The sequence below is a fragment of the Coxiella-like endosymbiont genome (genome assembly GCF_002871095.1).
In the GTDB taxonomy this organism is placed as follows: Bacteria; Pseudomonadota; Gammaproteobacteria; order Coxiellales; family Coxiellaceae; genus Coxiella.
The window spans coordinates 1-18,029 of record NZ_NSHJ01000055.1; the positions used below are offsets into that span (position 1 = coordinate 1).

The window sequence follows — 18,029 nt, forward strand, 5'->3', positions numbered from 1 at the left end:
AAACATCAGATAGACAATACTTCGCAGAAAGCATATAAATAAAAAAATATTAATAATCATGATGATAGTATGCTTCGTCGGCAAACTAGTTTTTTAAGTAAGCTAGGGTAAATTCACCCTCCTTAAGATTTAACTTTTATTTCAGATAAAAAAAATAAGAGAAAACGTTGAACCACTATAAACTGGAGTGTTCACTCTTCGAATTTTGCATGACTTTATATTACTACCAAGTTTAGTGCCACTCAGTTTTTTCTTTAAGTAAAATAGCTAGATCCTTATTAATGGGTAAAGTTTCTATCTCATTATTATGACGAAATTTATATTCTAAAGTATTTTTATTTAAACCACGCTCGCTAATTACTAACCGATGTGGAATGCCTATTAAATCCATGTCAGCAAACATGACACCTGGTCTTTCTTTACGGTCATCCCAGAGCACCTCAAAACCTGCTTTGGTTAACTCATGATAGATGTGTTCACAAGCTTCCTGTACCCGATAAGAGTGATGCCTATTAAGACCAATTAAAGCTATTGAAAAAGGAGCCATTGCTTCAGGCCAAATAATTCCAGCTTCATCATGATTCTGCTCAATTGCTGCCGCCACCGTTCGCGAAATACCGATTCCATAACAGCCCATTTGTATATAGCGACTTTTTCCCGTTTCATCGAGAATGGTGGCCTTCATTTTACGACTATATTTTTCACCAAGTTGAAACACTTGACCCACCTCAATTCCTCGAGCAAAACGCAAGTAACCTTTACCATCGGGGCTGTGATCCCCTACAACTACATTTCTAAGGTCAGCCACTTTTCCTAAAGGAACATCACGATTCCAATTAACGTTTATAAAATGAAAATGATCTTCGTTAGCTCCACAAAAAAAATCAGATAAATGCGCAGCATCTCGATCCACGATATAGGGAAGAGCTAAATTTACAGGTCCTAAAAATTCAGGCCCAGCATCAATAGTTTCTCTGATTTCTTTTTCATTAGCAAAAACCAATGGAGAAGCAACACCAGCTAGATTTTGCGCTTTTATCGTATTTAATTCATGATCACCTCGTAAAATAAGCGCTACAAACGGAGATTCTTCTCCTTTCACGATAAAAGTTTTGACTCCTTTTTCTGGGAAAATCTTCCATGTCTTAGTTAGTTGTTTAATTGTATGAATGTTGAGGGTTGCGATTTTTGTCATCTTAGCCGTAGGTGCTGGTCGTTCACCTTGCGGCTCTTGAGCACTCGCTTTTTCAATGTTGGCTGCGTAATCACTTGCATCACTATAAACTACAATATCTTCACCCACATCGGCCAGAACTTGAAATTCGTGGGAATAGTCACCGCCGATAGTTCCAGTATCTGCTAATACCACACGAAAATTTAATCCCAAACGAGTAAATATACGCACATAAGCCTCATACATTTTATTATAAGCCGCTTGCATTCCCTTTTTATCAAGATCAAAAGAATAAGCATCTTTCATTAAAAATTCACGGGAACGTATTACGCCAAATCGGGGACGCATTTCATCGCGAAATTTAGTTTGGATCTGATAAAAATTAATAGGTAATTGTTTATAACTACATAGTTCCTGGCGAGCAACATCTGTAATTACTTCTTCGTGAGTAGGACCAAAACAAAACACATGCTTATGGCGATCAATAATTCTTAATAATTCAGATTCGTAACTTTCCCAACGATTTGATTCTTGCCATAAGTTTTCCGGTTGTACTACAGGCATTAATAATTCTAGTGCACCACTCCGATTCATTTCTTCCCGAATAATGTTCTCCACTTTTTTTAAAACACGCAACCCTAAGGGTAACCAAGTATATAAACCACTCGCTAATTTACGTAACATACCCGCACGTATCATCAATTGATGACTGCTCAGTTTAGCATCTGAGGGAATTTCTTTAACAGTAGGTAAAAAAAATTGACTAACTTTCATATTGACTAATTTTATTAGCGAAAAAGTGTAACACAACTAATAATTCCCATAATAATTCCCACCTAATTAAGTTGGGGGATATCATGATTAATTTAGCAATAACTTTTTTAGTGGGTTTTAAAGGCTAACCAAGATAGCCTTCAGAGTACCACAGCCACAGACCTGACGCACGCGAAACAAACATTGTTTTCAGCTTCATCTGTCATTTTCTTCGTTGTAGAGAAAAATACTTATGGGATGCTGTCTAGCATTTACTAAGTACTTAAATTCTTATTATATTTTTATAAATAAGTTAGTTAATGTATCATTTCCTATCCCTAGTGAGTAAATAGATAATAAAATCAATGATATAAATAGTTATTGTATTCTGAGGAATAAATTAAATTATCTTTCACTAATTCAAATACTATTTAAATATTAATTTAAATATTACACACACCACTAATAAAATCAATGAAATAGCAATGGCTAATATCTTAGCCACTGGCTTACCAAACCATACTCATGGTTTACCGAATCGTTAGAATTGAATATGACCACCTTGAAACTTTCTAATTATGACCATTGACTCATACCTATATCACTCATTACCTATACCTTTTCAGACTACAAGGTGTTTAATCCGCAGGAAGGAATAACTAACTAAAATATAATATGCGACTAGTACGGATAGAGCTTCATTAGATAGATTTAAGATGATTTTAACCGCAAAAAAATTAATTCATTACAATAAGCGCATTAAATTCCTTTTAAATAGGATGGTTAGTGGTACAAATCTAATGTTCTATAAAAAACTTAACTAATATTTTTTGCATATTTAACATAACAAGCCACTCCCAAACCACTGTTTAAAACTAAAAAGGTAATCATTTCAAAAAACTACTTTTTTCCAATTTTTTTAAATCAAAATAGCAGAGAGCTTGACCTACAATCGCTCTTCAACAAGGTATCTTCATAAAATCTCCTGATAATTCGGTGAAACCAACCTTATATAAATGATCAAAAATTGATTTAATTTAATTGAAGTTAATTTCATACCTAATTGAAGTTATTTCATACCTAATTAAATGAGGCAAATCGATTAACTCATCAATCGCAATTTTTATAAAATAATTTTTAGAAAATTAAATCGATTTATCATTGTTAATCCTATATTGTGTGCTTGAACAACAAGAGATAATTGAGTCCCCAAAATTTCTTTAAGAAATCACATGGCTGCTCACATCACTGCTCACATCATAAGGTTATCTCCTTTACACCAACGCTCATAGCAACGTAAAACCCAAAAACTCTACCCACGTCACATTTTTTATTGTGCTAACAAGCTAGATCCATAAAACCCAAATTAACTCCTTATCCTGCTAGGGGATATATCATATGTGCTGCGTCAACAATTAATACTCTACGAGAATCTAGATATTTTCTTGCATGAGAAATAATTAAGGGAGTAGATTTGGGTTGTGTTAGTCTCTGAATCTCACCAAATCCTAACCTAAAGCATTATTTATTTTATTAAATGATTTTTCATCGGCATCTATTAATCTTGCTTCTTCTAAAGAAATCAACTAAACAATAGCACAATGATGGGGATCGGCTAAAGGTAATAAAGCTAACACAGCGTCTGGTAAAACGCTTGCCAACCAATTTTTTTTATAAGAATTTTCGGTTTTAACAATGGCAACAAGAGCCCTTTCTTCATAAGAACCCTAACAAGAACGCTTTCTTCATAAAAACGCTCTTGTATAGTAATATTCATCTGCTTACGAAGCCATGAATTTGAACCATCAGCCCCCCTCCCAGTAAAGTACGAATTATTTTTTAATTATCTAACTCAAGAGCAATATATTCTTTAAAAGAAAAGAGATTTCAAGGTTAACCTGAACAAATAAATGCGACTAAAGGATCCTCTTTTTGTAAAGTTTGCCAAAGAACTCGAACAATCTCCTGATTTTCAACAAAAGCCCCTAAACCCTAAAGTAGATGCACCAACATCGGCACTATCAAAAATAATTTCTCCTCCACTCACCTTATCCAACACATCCAATTTAACCAAAGAAGAATAAGTTGACCCATGAATATCATGCTAACAATTAATTTTTTAAATAATCATTGGGAAACTGCGTTAATTATACTTACCCGAGCATTTAAACGACTTTTACCCGAACATAACAAAGGTTTTCTTGCTTCAATTAGGATAATTTTATTTCTGCATTTACTAATAATGTTCTTAATATTTACTAATAATGTTCCTAATAATAGCCCTACCATCCCCATCCCATCACCAATAATAATGACGAAGATTAATTTAGACCCCCATTCTCACATCATCCATTCAAGTTCACCTTGCAGTAGTTTGGGCAAACGTCCTGCTAAACCAAGAAAACCAAGAAAACGTTTGGAGAATGGTTTTTTAATTGGAGGAAATAATTCTGTTGCTAATAACCCTAAACCCTGAACTCGATTTGCTAATGATAATTTTAAATTAAACCATTGTGAAATATTGCGAGTTAACCTAATGATACAATTCTGATCTTTTTTACGCCATTTAATATATTTTTGCAAAAGATTAATTTTCCTCAAAAATTTATATTTCTGATAAGCAAAGATTACTAATTCGCTAAGCGTTGCCACATCTCGTAATCCTACATTAAACCCTAAGCAGCAATAGGATAAAAGGTATGGGCAGAATTTCCTAATAAAACAAAGCCTGAACAAAATTGTTCTTTAACAATTAATAGCTGTAAAGAGAATTGCTTCCTCATTTAAGCAATTTAATTTCTCCTAAACAATGTTTGAATTTTTTTTGAACCTTACTTTGAAATTCCTCATCAGAGCACTCGTTAACTTTATCAGCTAAGTGTTTCGACAAGTACCAAACTAAACGACACTGACTCTGGTTAAAGAGTGCTAAAATAGGTAGTGTTCCTTACAAAGTAAATCCCTAATAGGTAGTTTAATTATGTGGTTTTACTAATTCCACTGAGACAATCAATGCAACCTCATTGTGATTTTTTTTCTTTTGTAGGAATATTTAATAATCACCGCACTGTAGATTGGACTCCGTCCGCAGAAACGAGCAAATTTGTTTACAAATTTTTTTCTCCCTCAAAAGTTAAGAAATTAACCGAAGTCAGCTCAGCACAATGCATAGCAAGAATTTTAATAATAGGGATAATTTTTAGATTCTTTTGAAAGGCGGCTCACTGATACAGTACGTGCTGTAATTTATACAAAGGAACTACATAACCTAAAATCGGGAACCCTCAATTCACTAGCTCGAAAATGTAAGTTACCTAATCCACCTTCTTGATCCGAAAGGTGAACGATAGAAATGGTACAAGACTCAAGAGCCAGATCTTCTTATACACCTAATGTGTGTAATATTTGGTAGCTAACATACGAAACTGTAATAAACCTCATATCTTTCTGAAGAACTAAAGTTGCTTCGGAAAAATGATGTTCTAAGATTTTGATTTGTAGCCCTTGATTTTGCATAGAAACTGCCAAACTTGTCCCAATAAGACCTAAACCAAGAATAATAAGATCTGATTTATTTTGAGAAACTGGCTTAGTTTGCATAGTAAGCATTATCCTATCATACCAATGCCAATTTGAGATATTTTTAACTTTCACCAAAATTAAAACGAAACAGCCTCGTGAGAAGAATTAAAAACAAGTATGATGAGGAGTTTTAATTTAAAGCACAGGAAAAATTATTAGTATGATTAATAACTCCATTAAAAATCGATTATTCCAATTACGACAATTAATGCAAACAATTGGTGCCGATTATTACTATATTCCCACCAGTGATCCCCATAACAATGAATACCTCCCTCCTTGTTGGCAACGTCGAGTCTGGATTAGTGGATTTACAGGATCCTTAGGAGACTTAATTATAGGAATGGATAATGCCTTTTTGTGGACCGACTCTCGGTATTTCTTACAAGCAGAACAGCAGCTTGACAACACCCTTTTTAAATTAATGAAAATAGGCCAGGGTGAAACACCCAGTATTGATCAATGGTTGCGTGAGGAAAAAAGGCCCATTATCTTTGCTACAGATCCTAAAGTGATTACCATCCACCAAGTAGAAAAAATTGAGAACGCTTTGCTTATACAGAAAGGAAAACTTTTATTGGTAAATAATAATCTCGTGGACCAAATATGGAAAGATCGTCCAGCACTCCCAAAGAATCCCATTCGACTTTACCCTGAACAATATGCTGGGCTAAGTTCTAAAGACAAACTACTCACTCTTCGTAGGATTCTACAATCCGAAGGTGCAGATGTTCTGGTAATAAATATTCTTGATGCTATTGCCTGGTTATTTAATATTCGAGGAAACGATATTGATTACAATCCCCTCGCTTTAAGCTACGCCATAGTTACGCAACATGAGTCCTTCTTATTTATTACAGAGCCACAAAAACTTACTGAAGCGGATAAAAGCTACTTCAAAAAGATTAAGGTCCAAATTAAATCTTACCACACTCTAGGAAAAGTCCTTATCACTTTGTCGGGGTGTGTTTGGATTGATCCTGAAACAACTAATTGGTGGATCCAAAAACAGTTGAAAAATGCCAAAAAATTTATTTATAAACCCTCCCCTATTACATTACTCAAATCAGTTAAAAACCCGATAGAACAAAAAGGTGCGCAAAAAGCACATATCCTTGACGCTATTGTCATGATACGTTTTTTACATTGGTTAGAAAATCACTGGCAAGAAGGGGTTAGTGAAATAACAGCGGCTCAAAAATTAGAGGTCTTTCGTCGAGAAAACTCGCAATGTTTAGATTTAAGCTTTCCCAGCATTAGTGGTTTCGGCTCTCATGGGGCTATCGTACATTATACAGCTACAACAGAAACTGACATCTCTATCGATGATTCCACACTTTATTTGATCGATTCGGGTGGACAATATCTTTCGGGTACTACTGACATTACTCGCACTATTCACTTAGGAAATCCCACACAAGAACAATTACATCTTTATACCTTAGTTCTTAAAGGACACCTTGCGATTCGTCACACAATCTTTCCTAAAGGAACCTGTGGGGAACACCTCAATGCTTTTGCCCACCAATTTTTATGGCGTGAAGCACTAGATTATAGTCACGGAACTGGACATGGCGTTGGAAACTATTTGTGCGTACATGAAGGACCCCAAGCCATCACGGCTCGCTATACACAAACTCCCCTACAACCAGGCATGATCGTAAGTAACGAGCCTGGTATTTACATGACTAATCAATATGGCATTCGAATTGAAAACCTCTGTTTAGTTACTGAAAAATTTAAAGTTCACGACAGTATGACGGGTCACGGCCCTTTCTATGGCTTTGAAGACCTTACATTAGTACCGTATTGTCGAAAACTTATTAATACAGCAGAGCTTTCTAAGCAAGAAATTCAACAAATTAATGATTACCATCAAAAAATTTACCTTGTATTAAGAGATTTATTACAAAATAAAGAATTACATGAGTGGTTACACCAAGCAACAGAACCACTCTAAGAAAACTATGTAAGGTTGACCTGATTAAGGGGGGGTGGTACTATTCTTAATTTACTTTTAATACTAAAATAAGTATTTCTTATAAAAATATTAATAGGATCTTCCAAGTATACAAGCAAAACACACTTTTAGATTCAGTGAACTCAAATATTAAGTAAGTAGATTACTTATTATGTTCGTTCAGTAGACCGTTTAAAAAACAGTAAATAATATGCTACGGAAAAAATCAGCAAATCATGCACGAGAATGATCTTTTTTGGTAAAAATAAATCTTCATAGTGCCCAAAAAATAAAAAAATAATCACACAATTAAGGGAAGAAATGCCATAAATAATATTGATCAAAATATTATTTCAGTAAAAATTCTCGACCGCAGTTATAAAATCAAATGCCCTCCCGAACAAACAAAAGCACTCCAATAAGCCGCTAACTATGTCGATGAGCAAATGCAGAAAGTGCATCAAACCGTAAAACATCAACAGTACTGAACACATCACTATACTAATAGCTCTAAATATCTGTGATGAACTCATGCAATTGCGTAAACAAAAAAAATAATTATATCGATGTTATGAACCAGCGTATTCAGGACTTTCAACGACACATTTCAAATTTCCTAGAAACTAACCAAGAAATTGCTGTATAATTGATAGTATCTTCTCTAAAAATTTTTGTAAATTCGATGTATTTGAACCGATAGTTGAACCGATAGGAAGATAATAAAGAATCGACTGTAATCACCCTATTGAGCAAGTCCATCGAACTTACATACCCCATGAGAGAAGGGAAGAATAAAGGTGCTTGTTCCCGAGAGGGCGCCCGCTCTCCTCTCCCATACTTAAACCTTTTTTGGTTCAATTAACAACTTTTAATGATCTCATAGAGGTTTTTATAATGAATTCAGCAATAACAAGTAAGAAAAACTACCTGCGTAAGCTTCTTCGTCATCGAAGAACCAGTCTTTTGCTTCAAGAGCAAACTTATGCAGCCCAAGCAGTTTATAAAAAAATAATGACCCTAAAACCTTTTCAACTTAGTCAAAATATCGCCTTTTATAAGGCAAACAATGGTGAAGTGAGTATTGACAATGTGCTCACAAAAGCACAGACAATCCCAAAAAATTGTTATTTGCCTGTGTTACGTTCTTGTCAGAACTACTTAGATTTTTATTCCTATCATTTAGAAAACCTTTTAATTAAAAACCGTTTCGGCATCGAAGAACCTGATACCTCTCGAGAAACACTTATTTCAATCACTAATCTTGATTTGATTTTTCTACCTTTGGTTGCTTTTGACAACAGGGGTAATCGATTAGGTCGTGGTTTAGGATATTATGATCAGGCTTTAGGGTCTTTAGAAGATAGAACTGTAAAAAAACTAATACTGGTAGGCATCGCTTACAACTTCCAAAAAATCGATACAATCCCCATTGAAAAATGGGATATTCCATTAAATTTTGTTATAACAGAACACACGATTTATCAATTTTAAGATGCTATAGTTAAAATTTCTTGCCATTCTGTTTTTGTAACTACAGTAATTAATGCAAAATTGATTTTTTTACATAAAATAAAGAAATTCTTTAATTGGTGAGATCTACCACTCTTCGAATCTTACACTGGATTAAATTTTTTAAAATTTAATATCTACTAAACCAGATAAACTGTTCAGGTAAGCTTTGGGGTTTTCGTATAGATAATACTTATTTTTTATTCAATCAATCATAAGGATAGTCTTCTCACATGATTGTTACTATTGCTAAAATCCTGAATTTCTAGGATTAGAATGACACAAAAAACGTACTCATTTTTTCATTCCGTCTAATATGAAAGTACGTGTTTGATAATTATGAAGTATCCCATTACGTAATTTTATTTCCCTTCAAATCATCGATGCTCAAAATAAAAAATATTATTCATTAGTATTATTATTAAAAAATAATTCAAAATTATTATTAAAATAATAATTCAAAATAAACTCATCGTCTAATAACTAGAAGAGTGTAAATAAAGAAAATAATTCTTAAAATTAGAATGGCTTACCTAAAGCTTACTAAGTAACACCAAAAAAATGAAAAAACTATAATAGTAATACTCAATCAGTACTGTATAACTGTAATGTATAAAACTAACACCCCCCGATTTACAACAGTAACTACTACCGTCAATCTAAGTACAGGTAAAACCTAAATACCAACTCAAAAACACTGATAATAAAATTAAAATCATTACGAGAACCAAGAAAAAGTTCAACGATTAGGCTCTTCCATAGTTAAATCCTTAAATAAATATTCATCACATCATAGTTTTTCACTGCCCCGGCTACAGAATTAGATATCACAAAGTGACCCTTCTAATCATTTATAACAAGAAATCCTTTTTCCATACCGTAACCTCCCCACACCCATTGATAACAACATTACGATATCCTGTTTTTTACGTACTATCTACAAAAATAGTAGAATAAAAATTATCTCCAGAAGACAAAACTAATTTTTACTGATTATCAGAAATCACCTTTTAAAGATTAGCTTTTGAAGCTCTTTTTTAATGAGGAATTTTCACAAATGGATAACTCCCGGGAAGTGAGGTATTATTATCCCATTTTTTTCACGAAGATGGATAAAATTAGCCCTGTCCTTAATCATTTTTAACGGCATAGATATCTTCGTTTCTTTCACATTAACTGTAGTAGCACTCACTAATGCCACAAAACTAAAACTGTTCTATTTTTTATGGATTTTTATTCTTTAAATTTCAAGTTAAGAAATATTTTCTTTTTTACTTTACTCACTTCTAACAATCAGTGGCTCGTTTATTAGCTAACAACATATCTAAAAATTCTTCCATTTTATCTTTAACTTTTACGATTAATTGTACTATTAATTGAACTAAGCAAAGAGCGAACTAAGCAAAGAGCATCAAAATTCATAGTGGTTTCTTAGAGTTGATTTTGATTAATTTCTCTCAATCTTTTAAACCGCTGTATATTAAATAGTACCGTTTAATTTTTTAGATTTAATTTAGTCTAAAAGACCTACTTTTTCATCTTCGTCCAATGGATACAAAATTTCTTGAATGACAATCTGATAAAATAGTGGCATTACCAGAAACACATAAGCATCCTTTAGTTAAAAGGATAAAAATTTTTATAAAAAAGTCAGAGAGTAACGTTGCAATATGATAATTATCTGAGTCAGCATCCGTTAAAATATAAATTTTCCCATAACTAAAACCTTCTCAATTAAAAGAGTTGGGGTCAACACCAATTGCACAATAGTAATAGCATATACTGCTTGATAAGGTAGTATTTATTCGGCAGGCATTTACTTTTTTCTCAAGTATTTAATATGTTTCCAGATAATGGCATAACGGCTTTAAATTTTTATTTATATTATGTATGGTCTTATTGTTCCGAAAGCCACCAGAGCAAGATCTTCCGATACTAAAAACAATTCCTATTGTATAGTATCCGATACAATACAATTTGAATTTTTCAAGCAAAAGTGGAGTCAAAAGTGGAGTAATGATTATTTTTTACATTCTACTTTTTTAATAATACAAAATCGCTTTTGGACATTAGCAATAATAGTCAGGTCGGCCAATGCTTTTCCTATTTCCATCTTATGATTAAAACCATAAACTAAAAACATTTTTTAGAAACTTAAATCACAAACCCCTTATATTATTAAGGGGGAATATTAATAGTTCTTTAGTCTAGCTAAAGAATTAAGGTTCTTTTATTTTTACAGATAGATCGCGACACTGATCCTAAATATTTTTACATGATAATTTTAAATGACAAAGTAAAAATTTATGAATTTCTCAAAATTTACGCACTATTTCCGATATTCCAGCACGTAATTTATTAACATGCGTCCCACCCTTTCATAAAGGTAAAAATTAAATTTACATAACTTTCCCTAATACCTTATTTCCTTGTAGGAAACTAAATACTACTCCATCCACATTTTCTTGAACTCCTACAAAATTTCTTACTTACCCAAAGATCCTCTCTGATAGACGTTTAGAGTTACAGACAATATTTAACAATAAGTAGCTTCTTAATGCCCCCGTCTGTGTAATACCATTAAACATTCAAGATATTTTTCAGTGTATTCGTCACACAGTAAATCGAACCACATAATCCAGGACACAAAACTGTCTTCGCGTTTAGAGTATGCTTTAAAGCGGATATGCTAAAGTTAGGACGATTAAAATACTGAATATCAAGCCAAAATAAAATATTAATTCCTGTTTCTTGTTTACTACATAAATCGACGGTATATAATTTTAATATTGTTTAGCTATTCACACAATTCATTTAATAAATCTTTCTTTCCTTTTTCAATTGAAGGTTCCTTCCTTGTTCACTTGAACAATTAATTTTTGATAGTGCATTTACAATCGAAATACCAATACCATACAATCCACAGAAATATTTAATAAGTTTTATTAGAAAATTTAGCACCCCCATGAATATGGGTAAGAATTAATTTCACCCTGAAAACTTTATATTCAGGCTTAATATCAATCAGTATGCTGCGGCCATCATCAATAATTTCAAACGAGCCCATCTTTATAAAGAACCACTTCAACACATTATTATGCGCAAATGCTGCAATTGGGCTTCATTCTCGCTATTATCAATGAGTTTCGTGAATAAAAGGTGATTAGAATATGTTGAGGTATTGGTATATGAACACATACCAGGAGGTTACTTTACCACTTCCAATCCACACATAAAACTTTTGAAGAAAGCCTGGGGAGTGGTCCCTCTCCCGTATAGCTTTTTTTACCTGTCTTTTTTGGTGTTTGAATTTTTTAACTTTCCTCTACTAATTTACTAGAAAAGGTTTTAAATAATTATTTAAATACGTTGTATATTGCATCGGAACATAATACATATTATTATATTTTTATTTAGTTTTTTTGATACCACTATTCAGAAATAGTAGGTATCAATTTTCAGTAAATTGTACTAATAAGATCTTATATGCGTTATCTGTATACTTTGTTGTTTTATGCAGCTTTGCCTTTTCTCTTACTACGAATGTTATGGCAGTCTCGCAAACTTAAAGGCTATCGCTATCGTCTTTTAGAACGTTTTGGATACATTGCTGCTCTCAATTCCAATACACAATCTTTCTGGCTTCACGCAGTTTCAGTGGGAGAAGTTATGACCGCTATTCCGCTAATTAAAGCTTTGTTAGAAGGTTATCCGCAATATACTTTAGTAGTTACTACTACTACCCCTACCGGTTCCGAACAAGTTTATAATACTTTTGGAAATCGAATTCGCCACGTATATTTTCTCTATGATCTACCAGGACCTGTTAAGCGATTTTTAAACCGTATTCATCCACAACTAGCCATTATCATGGAAACCGAACTTTGGCCAAATATACTGTATTATTCCCATCAAAAAAGAATTCCTATACTCCTAGCGAATGCTCGCTTATCTGAACGTTCTATGCATAATTATCAGCGTATTGCTCAAATTACTCGAAAAATGCTCTCACAGATCACCTGTGTTGCAGCCCAAAGTAATCTTGACGGCAAGCGATTTCTCCAGCTTGGATTAGACGCTAATCGTTTACTGATTACCGGCAATATAAAATTTGATTTACACTTACCCGAGTCTTTAATTGATGCAGGAAAAAGTTTACGGATAAATTGGGGACTTCGTCCAACTTTAATTGCTGCTAGCACTCACGAAGGAGAAGAAATTATCATTCTTGAGGCCTTTCACCAATTACGATATCAATTTCAGGATGCTCTTTTAATTTTAGTTCCTCGTCACCCTAATCGATTTGATAAGGTAGCTCATCTTTGTGAAGCTACTGGTTTTTCGATCGCTAAGCGCAGTTTACATAAAACCCCCTATTCTTACACAGATATTTTACTCGGCGATAGCATGGGTGAGTTGCGTTTACTTTATGCAGCGAGCGATGTAGCTTTTGTAGGCGGCAGCTTAGTTTCAATAGGGGGACATAATTTAATTGAGCCCGCTGCAGTTCGTCTTCCAATCATTAGTGGACCTAATTTGCAAAATTTTATGATAATAAGTGATTTACTAAAAACTGCTAATGCACTGATCATTGTTTCTGATAGCAAAAACCTTTTTACCGAGGTAGCACAATTATTTAATAATCCACAAGAAAGAAAAAATATTGGAGAACGAGCCTACCAAGTCAGTATCGCTAACAGAGGAGCACTGAATCGGCATCTACAATGGATCGATAGTGAATTAAACTATAGAAGTTGCCTTGCCTGTAAAGGTAAGAAGCCTTTTTCTTCAGCTATATAAAAAGGTAACTTTATTGAACACGCTTTCCTGATACCTCTCTCATCAATAGGGGAGATTTATAGAGAACTCTATAATTTCTACACAGTCAGAACTTTATATCTATTGTTTCAGCAATTTCTGGATTACTCATCGTAGTTAACGAATTAATCAAGGGGGAAAAACACAGGACACCCCCCTTTTTGTTGTGCTTTGGCAAAGACTTATCTTTTTATAGATCAGATAATAAGAGTCTTTTTATAAATCAGACAATAAGAGTTTCAAAGCTAGAGCCATTTTTTAACTTGGGTATAGAAAAGTTTTCATACATTACTTATTATTTGATACTAGCTTTACTCATCAAGTAATACTAGCTTTTCTCATCAAGAATTTTAAATTTAAACGGTATGTGCTTTCTCCTCAAGTTTTCTGTATCAGACTTTTAGAAAAGGTGAATAATTGTACTATGAAATAGTATCCTTTTGAAACAATCACCCCAACTTGGTGTCGAATTATTATGATGAAAAATAGAAGATTGAGCTGTTTGCCTAATAAACTGCCCAACATACTATCTTGTAGTCCAATAGGTTTTTAATTTCGAGAGAGGGGAGAAAATACAGACTTTCTTTATAGATTATATAGATTATTTTAGTTATTCTTGGATAAAGCAGTTGGTAGTTCGGTAGCATATTTACTCACAATAACAGGTTTATTCAAGTCAAATTTTACGGATTTCCCTAACCAGGAATTGATTTCCAGTAAATCTTGAGGACATAAAGTTCCAGCTTGTTGTTTTAAAGTAATAATATTAATGATGTACATATAACGGTCACTAGCCCATTGTTGTTGAGCTTGATATAAATTTGTTACAGCATCCAACACATTCACCATCGTACGTGTTCCCACTACATAGCCAGCTTGAGTAGCTTTTAATTTATTTTCAGCAGAAACAATAGCCTGTTCATCTGCTTTAATTTTACTAATACCAGAATCCACACCAAGATAAGCCTGACGGGTTTGTTGTACTACCTGTCGATGAGTCAAGTTCAGTTGTTGACTAGCAGAGAGATAATTATATTCTTCCTTCTGAGTAGCATGGATCACATATCCACCTTGAAAAATAGGGAAATTTAAATTCACCCCACCACTCGTGGTGGTTCCAGTTTTATTTATAAAATTAGCTCCAGTAGTGGCAGGAAGCTCGCTTAGAGTGGAAGGAAAACCTTGTTGGTTGCTTTCATGAGTGATAACACCCGTTAAAGTTGGATACCAACCCGCGGCAGTTTGTTTAACTAACTCCTGTTGCGCCAGCATACTGTACAATACTGATTGAATAGAATAACTTTGCCGCTCAGCAATTATTGTCCAGGCATTAATATTACTAGGATGAGGTATCAGCAATGGAATAGTGTTTTTTAAGCCAGCTAGTGATTTATATTCCCTTCCCGTGATGGCACGTAAATTTTCAAGTTGATTAGCCAAATTGTTGCGATCCTGAATTTCTTGAGCTACTGCTTGATCGTAGCTAGCTTGGGCATCATAAACTCCAGTAATGGCAATTAAACCTACTTTAAATTTTTCTTCTGCGGTTATCAGCTGATGAAGAAAAGATTTTTTTTGAGCAAGTGTAAATTGCAATTGATCATAGGCATTCAAGACATTAAAATAGGCTTGAGCTGTCCGAAGAATTAAATCTTGAGTATCGGCTATGTATCTAGCTGTTGCTGCTTTAACTGTAAAATGAGCACGGCTAATCGATTTCCAAGTGGCATAATTAAAAATCGGTTGGGTTAAAGTCACCAAATAAGTATTTTTTTTGAAATACTCACTCGCCCTATCACCATTATCACCACTATTAGGAGTAAAATCGACAGCAATTTTCTGATGAGTTTGTGCAAGTGATCCAGTGATTGTCACATAAGGTAATAAACTAGAGCCCGGCGCACCGCTTCCTGAGATTGCAATGGGTAAATCTTGTTGGGCCGATAACCAGCTTGCATGTGCTTCTAAAAAAGTTGGATCTTTTTCCACTGCTTGGTAGTAAACTTGAATGAGATTATCTGCATAGATTGACTGCATAATTAAAAAAAGAAGAGCCGTAATAAAGTTAATGAGTTTTCTTTTCATAAAATTATTTATATAGTTTTTTTTTACAAGTATTCAAGTATTCTATTGTCACCATAATAACGTCTAACGTCACCATAATAATTCTCACTAAATAATGCTCACTAACCCGCTTGATTATCCTACAAATGCAAATTCACACAGTTTAGCAAAACTTACCGTATAATTGGGAAACGTCAATGATAATAAATCAATTAATTATTGTATGTAAGTGAGGTTAAATACCTAAAAAATAAACAATCCCATCCAATAATTATTGCGAAAGTCCTCAAGACACCGCTTTAGCTCTCGCCTTTAGATCAAAACATACTGATAAATTATTAAACCAAAAGCTTCTACCAATCTTAAATAAAATAAATAATTAAAGCTTAAATACGAACCCAAAATACTCAACATAATCAACATGCCCATTTGTAAGAGTTTGATCATAATTTCTCAATAAAATAGCAGTTGATTTTACATCCACTTTAAGATCATCTTCCCGATCTACCATTGCATATTACGTATCATAAGCAATAGGCCATTCTATAGCCGGAAGAAACAACAACCAAGCAATTTTAGAGACTTTCCTTGGTTGAGTAGCAAGAACCATAAGTATACTCCACGCAAATGAGATACCTAACCATAATTGAAACAGATAAGTAAATCCTTTTAAGAAAGGATAAATAACAACAAGCAAAATTTTTACAATCCTTAATGCAAGAGTCAAACGATTTAATAGCAAAACTAAAAACTGAACGTAATAAACCATAAAACAATCAATAGCACTATTACCTCTAACTATTACCTCTATAAGGCTCACCACTCTGACAACCAAAGATCGATCTTAAGTACGGCGAATATGTTGATCGATATTAGAATCTACAAAGTTATTAATTACATACCCTGCGACACGTATAAATACGACGCCCAAAATAAAAACACTTACTAGCTTTAAAGAAGGGTGACCATGGCTAGAAATCCATACTACCACATAATGTGGGGGGCCAGGGTAATAAAAAAATTCTGATAGTTTTATTAAAGGTAGCAAACAAAAATAATGAGGTAGTTGTCGACTCAAATGAATCATTATTAATTAATATATTAGAGAATAAAGTTAACAAAATATTTTGCTTACAAGCAAAACACTTTCACTAAAATCAAAAAATCATAAGCGTCTATCCTAAATTGCCGCTTTTTCATTACTGGAAGCTGAGCTAATGCTCTATGAGGTAATGCGCTGATAGTCAGGATTATTTTTTGTGATTTAAGTAAATTCTACATCGTTAGGAGTAAAATGAGGCTTAACAAATAATATATCGTTTTTAAATACCTCACTAATATCTTTTAATTGTCCTCCTTTCTTTTCCAAAGTGAGTAGGAAAATTACTACTTACATCCTAACCCATAAATCATTTTAATACCGCCAATCAATTTCAGGAATTCGGATCATGCCAAGATAAATATTTTCAAAAACAATCCATTCTTCTTGAAAGATTTTAAATACCTCAATGAGTGAGTGGATATTGAATGTGTTTTGAGGTAAAGTGATCTAAATCTTGACTTAAGTAGTTAGAATATATTATGAATTTACTCTCACTCATACTCTAAAATCATAGCCAGAACCTTAAAGGGGGGATTTTATTTTACCGATTCCAAGAAAAATTGTAGATATTCATAATCCAACATTATGAAGATGTTGCTTCCGTGGTCAAGAAAAAAATGAGAATCCATCGTGATATACATAAGAGATACTCTGACATAAAATTACGCGCTACTGTTTCTAAAAAAGTCGAATATCTAGCTAATAAAACAATACTATCATGTCAGAAGTATTTCTGGTTCCGATCTTTAAAAATTCTGATTCAAGAATTCTGTATTGTCCAAACAAAAGCAAATCCCAGTATGACTCGTGTAAAAAAACCTACCAACGTAAAAAGAACCTATAAAAGATGCATTTTCAAAAATCAAACATACAACAGTAAAAAATAAATAGGCATCCCCCTCCTGTTTCAACAGAGTATGAGTAAAAACACAATTAACCTTTTTTATAAAGAGTTTAGAAGGTCTTACGTATAGGTAATAAAATCCAACCGATATCTGAACACTAGTGTTTAAAAACTAATTGAGAAACAATTGATATATATCTCTGACTATAATATCTCTCTGGGC

General features: G+C 33.3%; 10 protein-coding genes and 1 pseudogene. 5 read left to right on the forward strand and 6 right to left on the reverse strand.

What is annotated here, in order from left to right:
- Positions 1–232 precede the first annotated feature (232 nt).
- A complete protein-coding gene (locus CLERM_RS00530; protein WP_102156673.1) occupies positions 233–1,948 on the reverse strand; it encodes a proline--tRNA ligase in 1,716 nt (571 codons plus the stop codon).
- Positions 1,949–3,837: 1,889 nt separating this feature from the next.
- On the opposite strand from CLERM_RS00530, the gene CLERM_RS03930 reads away from it, so the two are divergent.
- A complete protein-coding gene (locus tag CLERM_RS03930; RefSeq protein ID WP_157939800.1) occupies positions 3,838–4,011 on the forward strand; it encodes a hypothetical protein in 174 nt (57 codons plus the stop codon).
- A 256-nt stretch (positions 4,012–4,267) separates the two neighbouring features.
- Here CLERM_RS03930 and CLERM_RS04020 read toward each other — a convergent pair whose 3' ends face one another.
- Together CLERM_RS04020 and CLERM_RS04025 are read right to left on the reverse strand one after the other, a co-directional pair.
- Positions 4,268–4,579: a Rossmann-fold NAD(P)-binding domain-containing protein gene (locus CLERM_RS04020; protein ID WP_236905125.1), complete on the reverse strand. Its 312-nt coding sequence runs from the start codon at positions 4,577–4,579 to the stop codon at positions 4,268–4,270.
- A gap of 729 nt (positions 4,580–5,308) precedes the next feature.
- Entirely contained in the window at positions 5,309–5,527 is a 219-nt protein-coding gene (locus CLERM_RS04025) for a hypothetical protein (protein ID WP_236905126.1), read from the reverse strand.
- Positions 5,528–5,669: 142 nt separating this feature from the next.
- On the opposite strand from CLERM_RS04025, the gene CLERM_RS00540 reads away from it, so the two are divergent.
- The 3 genes from CLERM_RS00540 to CLERM_RS00550 all read left to right on the forward strand — a co-directional run bounded on the left by CLERM_RS00540 (position 5,670) and on the right by CLERM_RS00550 (position 8,960).
- Positions 5,670–7,469 carry an aminopeptidase P family protein gene (locus CLERM_RS00540; protein ID WP_102156674.1) on the forward strand — a complete coding sequence of 600 codons (1,800 nt, stop codon included), beginning with the start codon at positions 5,670–5,672 and terminating at the stop codon, positions 7,467–7,469.
- 504 nt (positions 7,470–7,973) lie between these two features.
- Positions 7,974–8,027 carry a hypothetical protein gene (locus CLERM_RS04125; RefSeq protein ID WP_338028225.1) on the forward strand — a complete coding sequence of 18 codons (54 nt, stop codon included), beginning with the start codon at positions 7,974–7,976 and terminating at the stop codon, positions 8,025–8,027.
- A 336-nt stretch (positions 8,028–8,363) separates the two neighbouring features.
- The gene (locus CLERM_RS00550; protein ID WP_102156675.1) at positions 8,364–8,960 is read left to right on the forward strand and encodes a 5-formyltetrahydrofolate cyclo-ligase; all 597 of its coding nucleotides are present in this window, start codon (positions 8,364–8,366) and stop codon (positions 8,958–8,960) included.
- 2,950 nt (positions 8,961–11,910) lie between these two features.
- Here the strand turns inward: CLERM_RS00550 and CLERM_RS04100 are convergent.
- Positions 11,911–12,045 (reverse strand): hypothetical protein, encoded by a 135-nt coding sequence (locus tag CLERM_RS04100; RefSeq protein WP_275094194.1) that lies wholly within the window; start codon positions 12,043–12,045, stop codon positions 11,911–11,913.
- Positions 12,046–12,464: 419 nt separating this feature from the next.
- Here CLERM_RS04100 and waaA point away from each other — a divergent pair, with 419 nt between their 5' ends.
- Positions 12,465–13,778: a lipid IV(A) 3-deoxy-D-manno-octulosonic acid transferase gene (gene waaA, locus CLERM_RS00560; protein ID WP_102156676.1), complete on the forward strand. Its 1,314-nt coding sequence runs from the start codon at positions 12,465–12,467 to the stop codon at positions 13,776–13,778.
- A gap of 624 nt (positions 13,779–14,402) precedes the next feature.
- Here waaA and CLERM_RS00565 read toward each other — a convergent pair.
- On the reverse strand, positions 14,403–15,881 hold the full coding sequence (locus tag CLERM_RS00565) for a TolC family outer membrane protein (protein WP_102156677.1): 1,479 nt from the start codon (positions 15,879–15,881) through the stop codon (positions 14,403–14,405).
- A 496-nt stretch (positions 15,882–16,377) separates the two neighbouring features.
- Positions 16,378–16,947 (reverse strand): annotated as a pseudogene (locus CLERM_RS04030) (UbiA family prenyltransferase).
- Between the last annotated feature and the right edge of the window lie 1,082 nt (positions 16,948–18,029).

Coding starts and splice junctions, on each gene's coding strand:
- CLERM_RS00530 (WP_102156673.1), bottom strand. CDS start 1,948: ATGAAAGTTAGTCAATTTTTTTTACCTACTGTTAAAGAAATTCCCTCA.
- CLERM_RS03930 (WP_157939800.1), top strand. CDS start 3,838: ATGCGACTAAAGGATCCTCTTTTTGTAAAGTTTGCCAAAGAACTCGAA.
- CLERM_RS04025 (WP_236905126.1), bottom strand. CDS start 5,527: ATGCAAACTAAGCCAGTTTCTCAAAATAAATCAGATCTTATTATTCTT.
- CLERM_RS00540 (WP_102156674.1), top strand. CDS start 5,670: ATGATTAATAACTCCATTAAAAATCGATTATTCCAATTACGACAATTA.
- CLERM_RS00550 (WP_102156675.1), top strand. CDS start 8,364: ATGAATTCAGCAATAACAAGTAAGAAAAACTACCTGCGTAAGCTTCTT.
- CLERM_RS04100 (WP_275094194.1), bottom strand. CDS start 12,045: ATGGGCTCGTTTGAAATTATTGATGATGGCCGCAGCATACTGATTGAT.
- waaA (WP_102156676.1), top strand. CDS start 12,465: ATGCGTTATCTGTATACTTTGTTGTTTTATGCAGCTTTGCCTTTTCTC.
- CLERM_RS00565 (WP_102156677.1), bottom strand. CDS start 15,881: ATGAAAAGAAAACTCATTAACTTTATTACGGCTCTTCTTTTTTTAATT.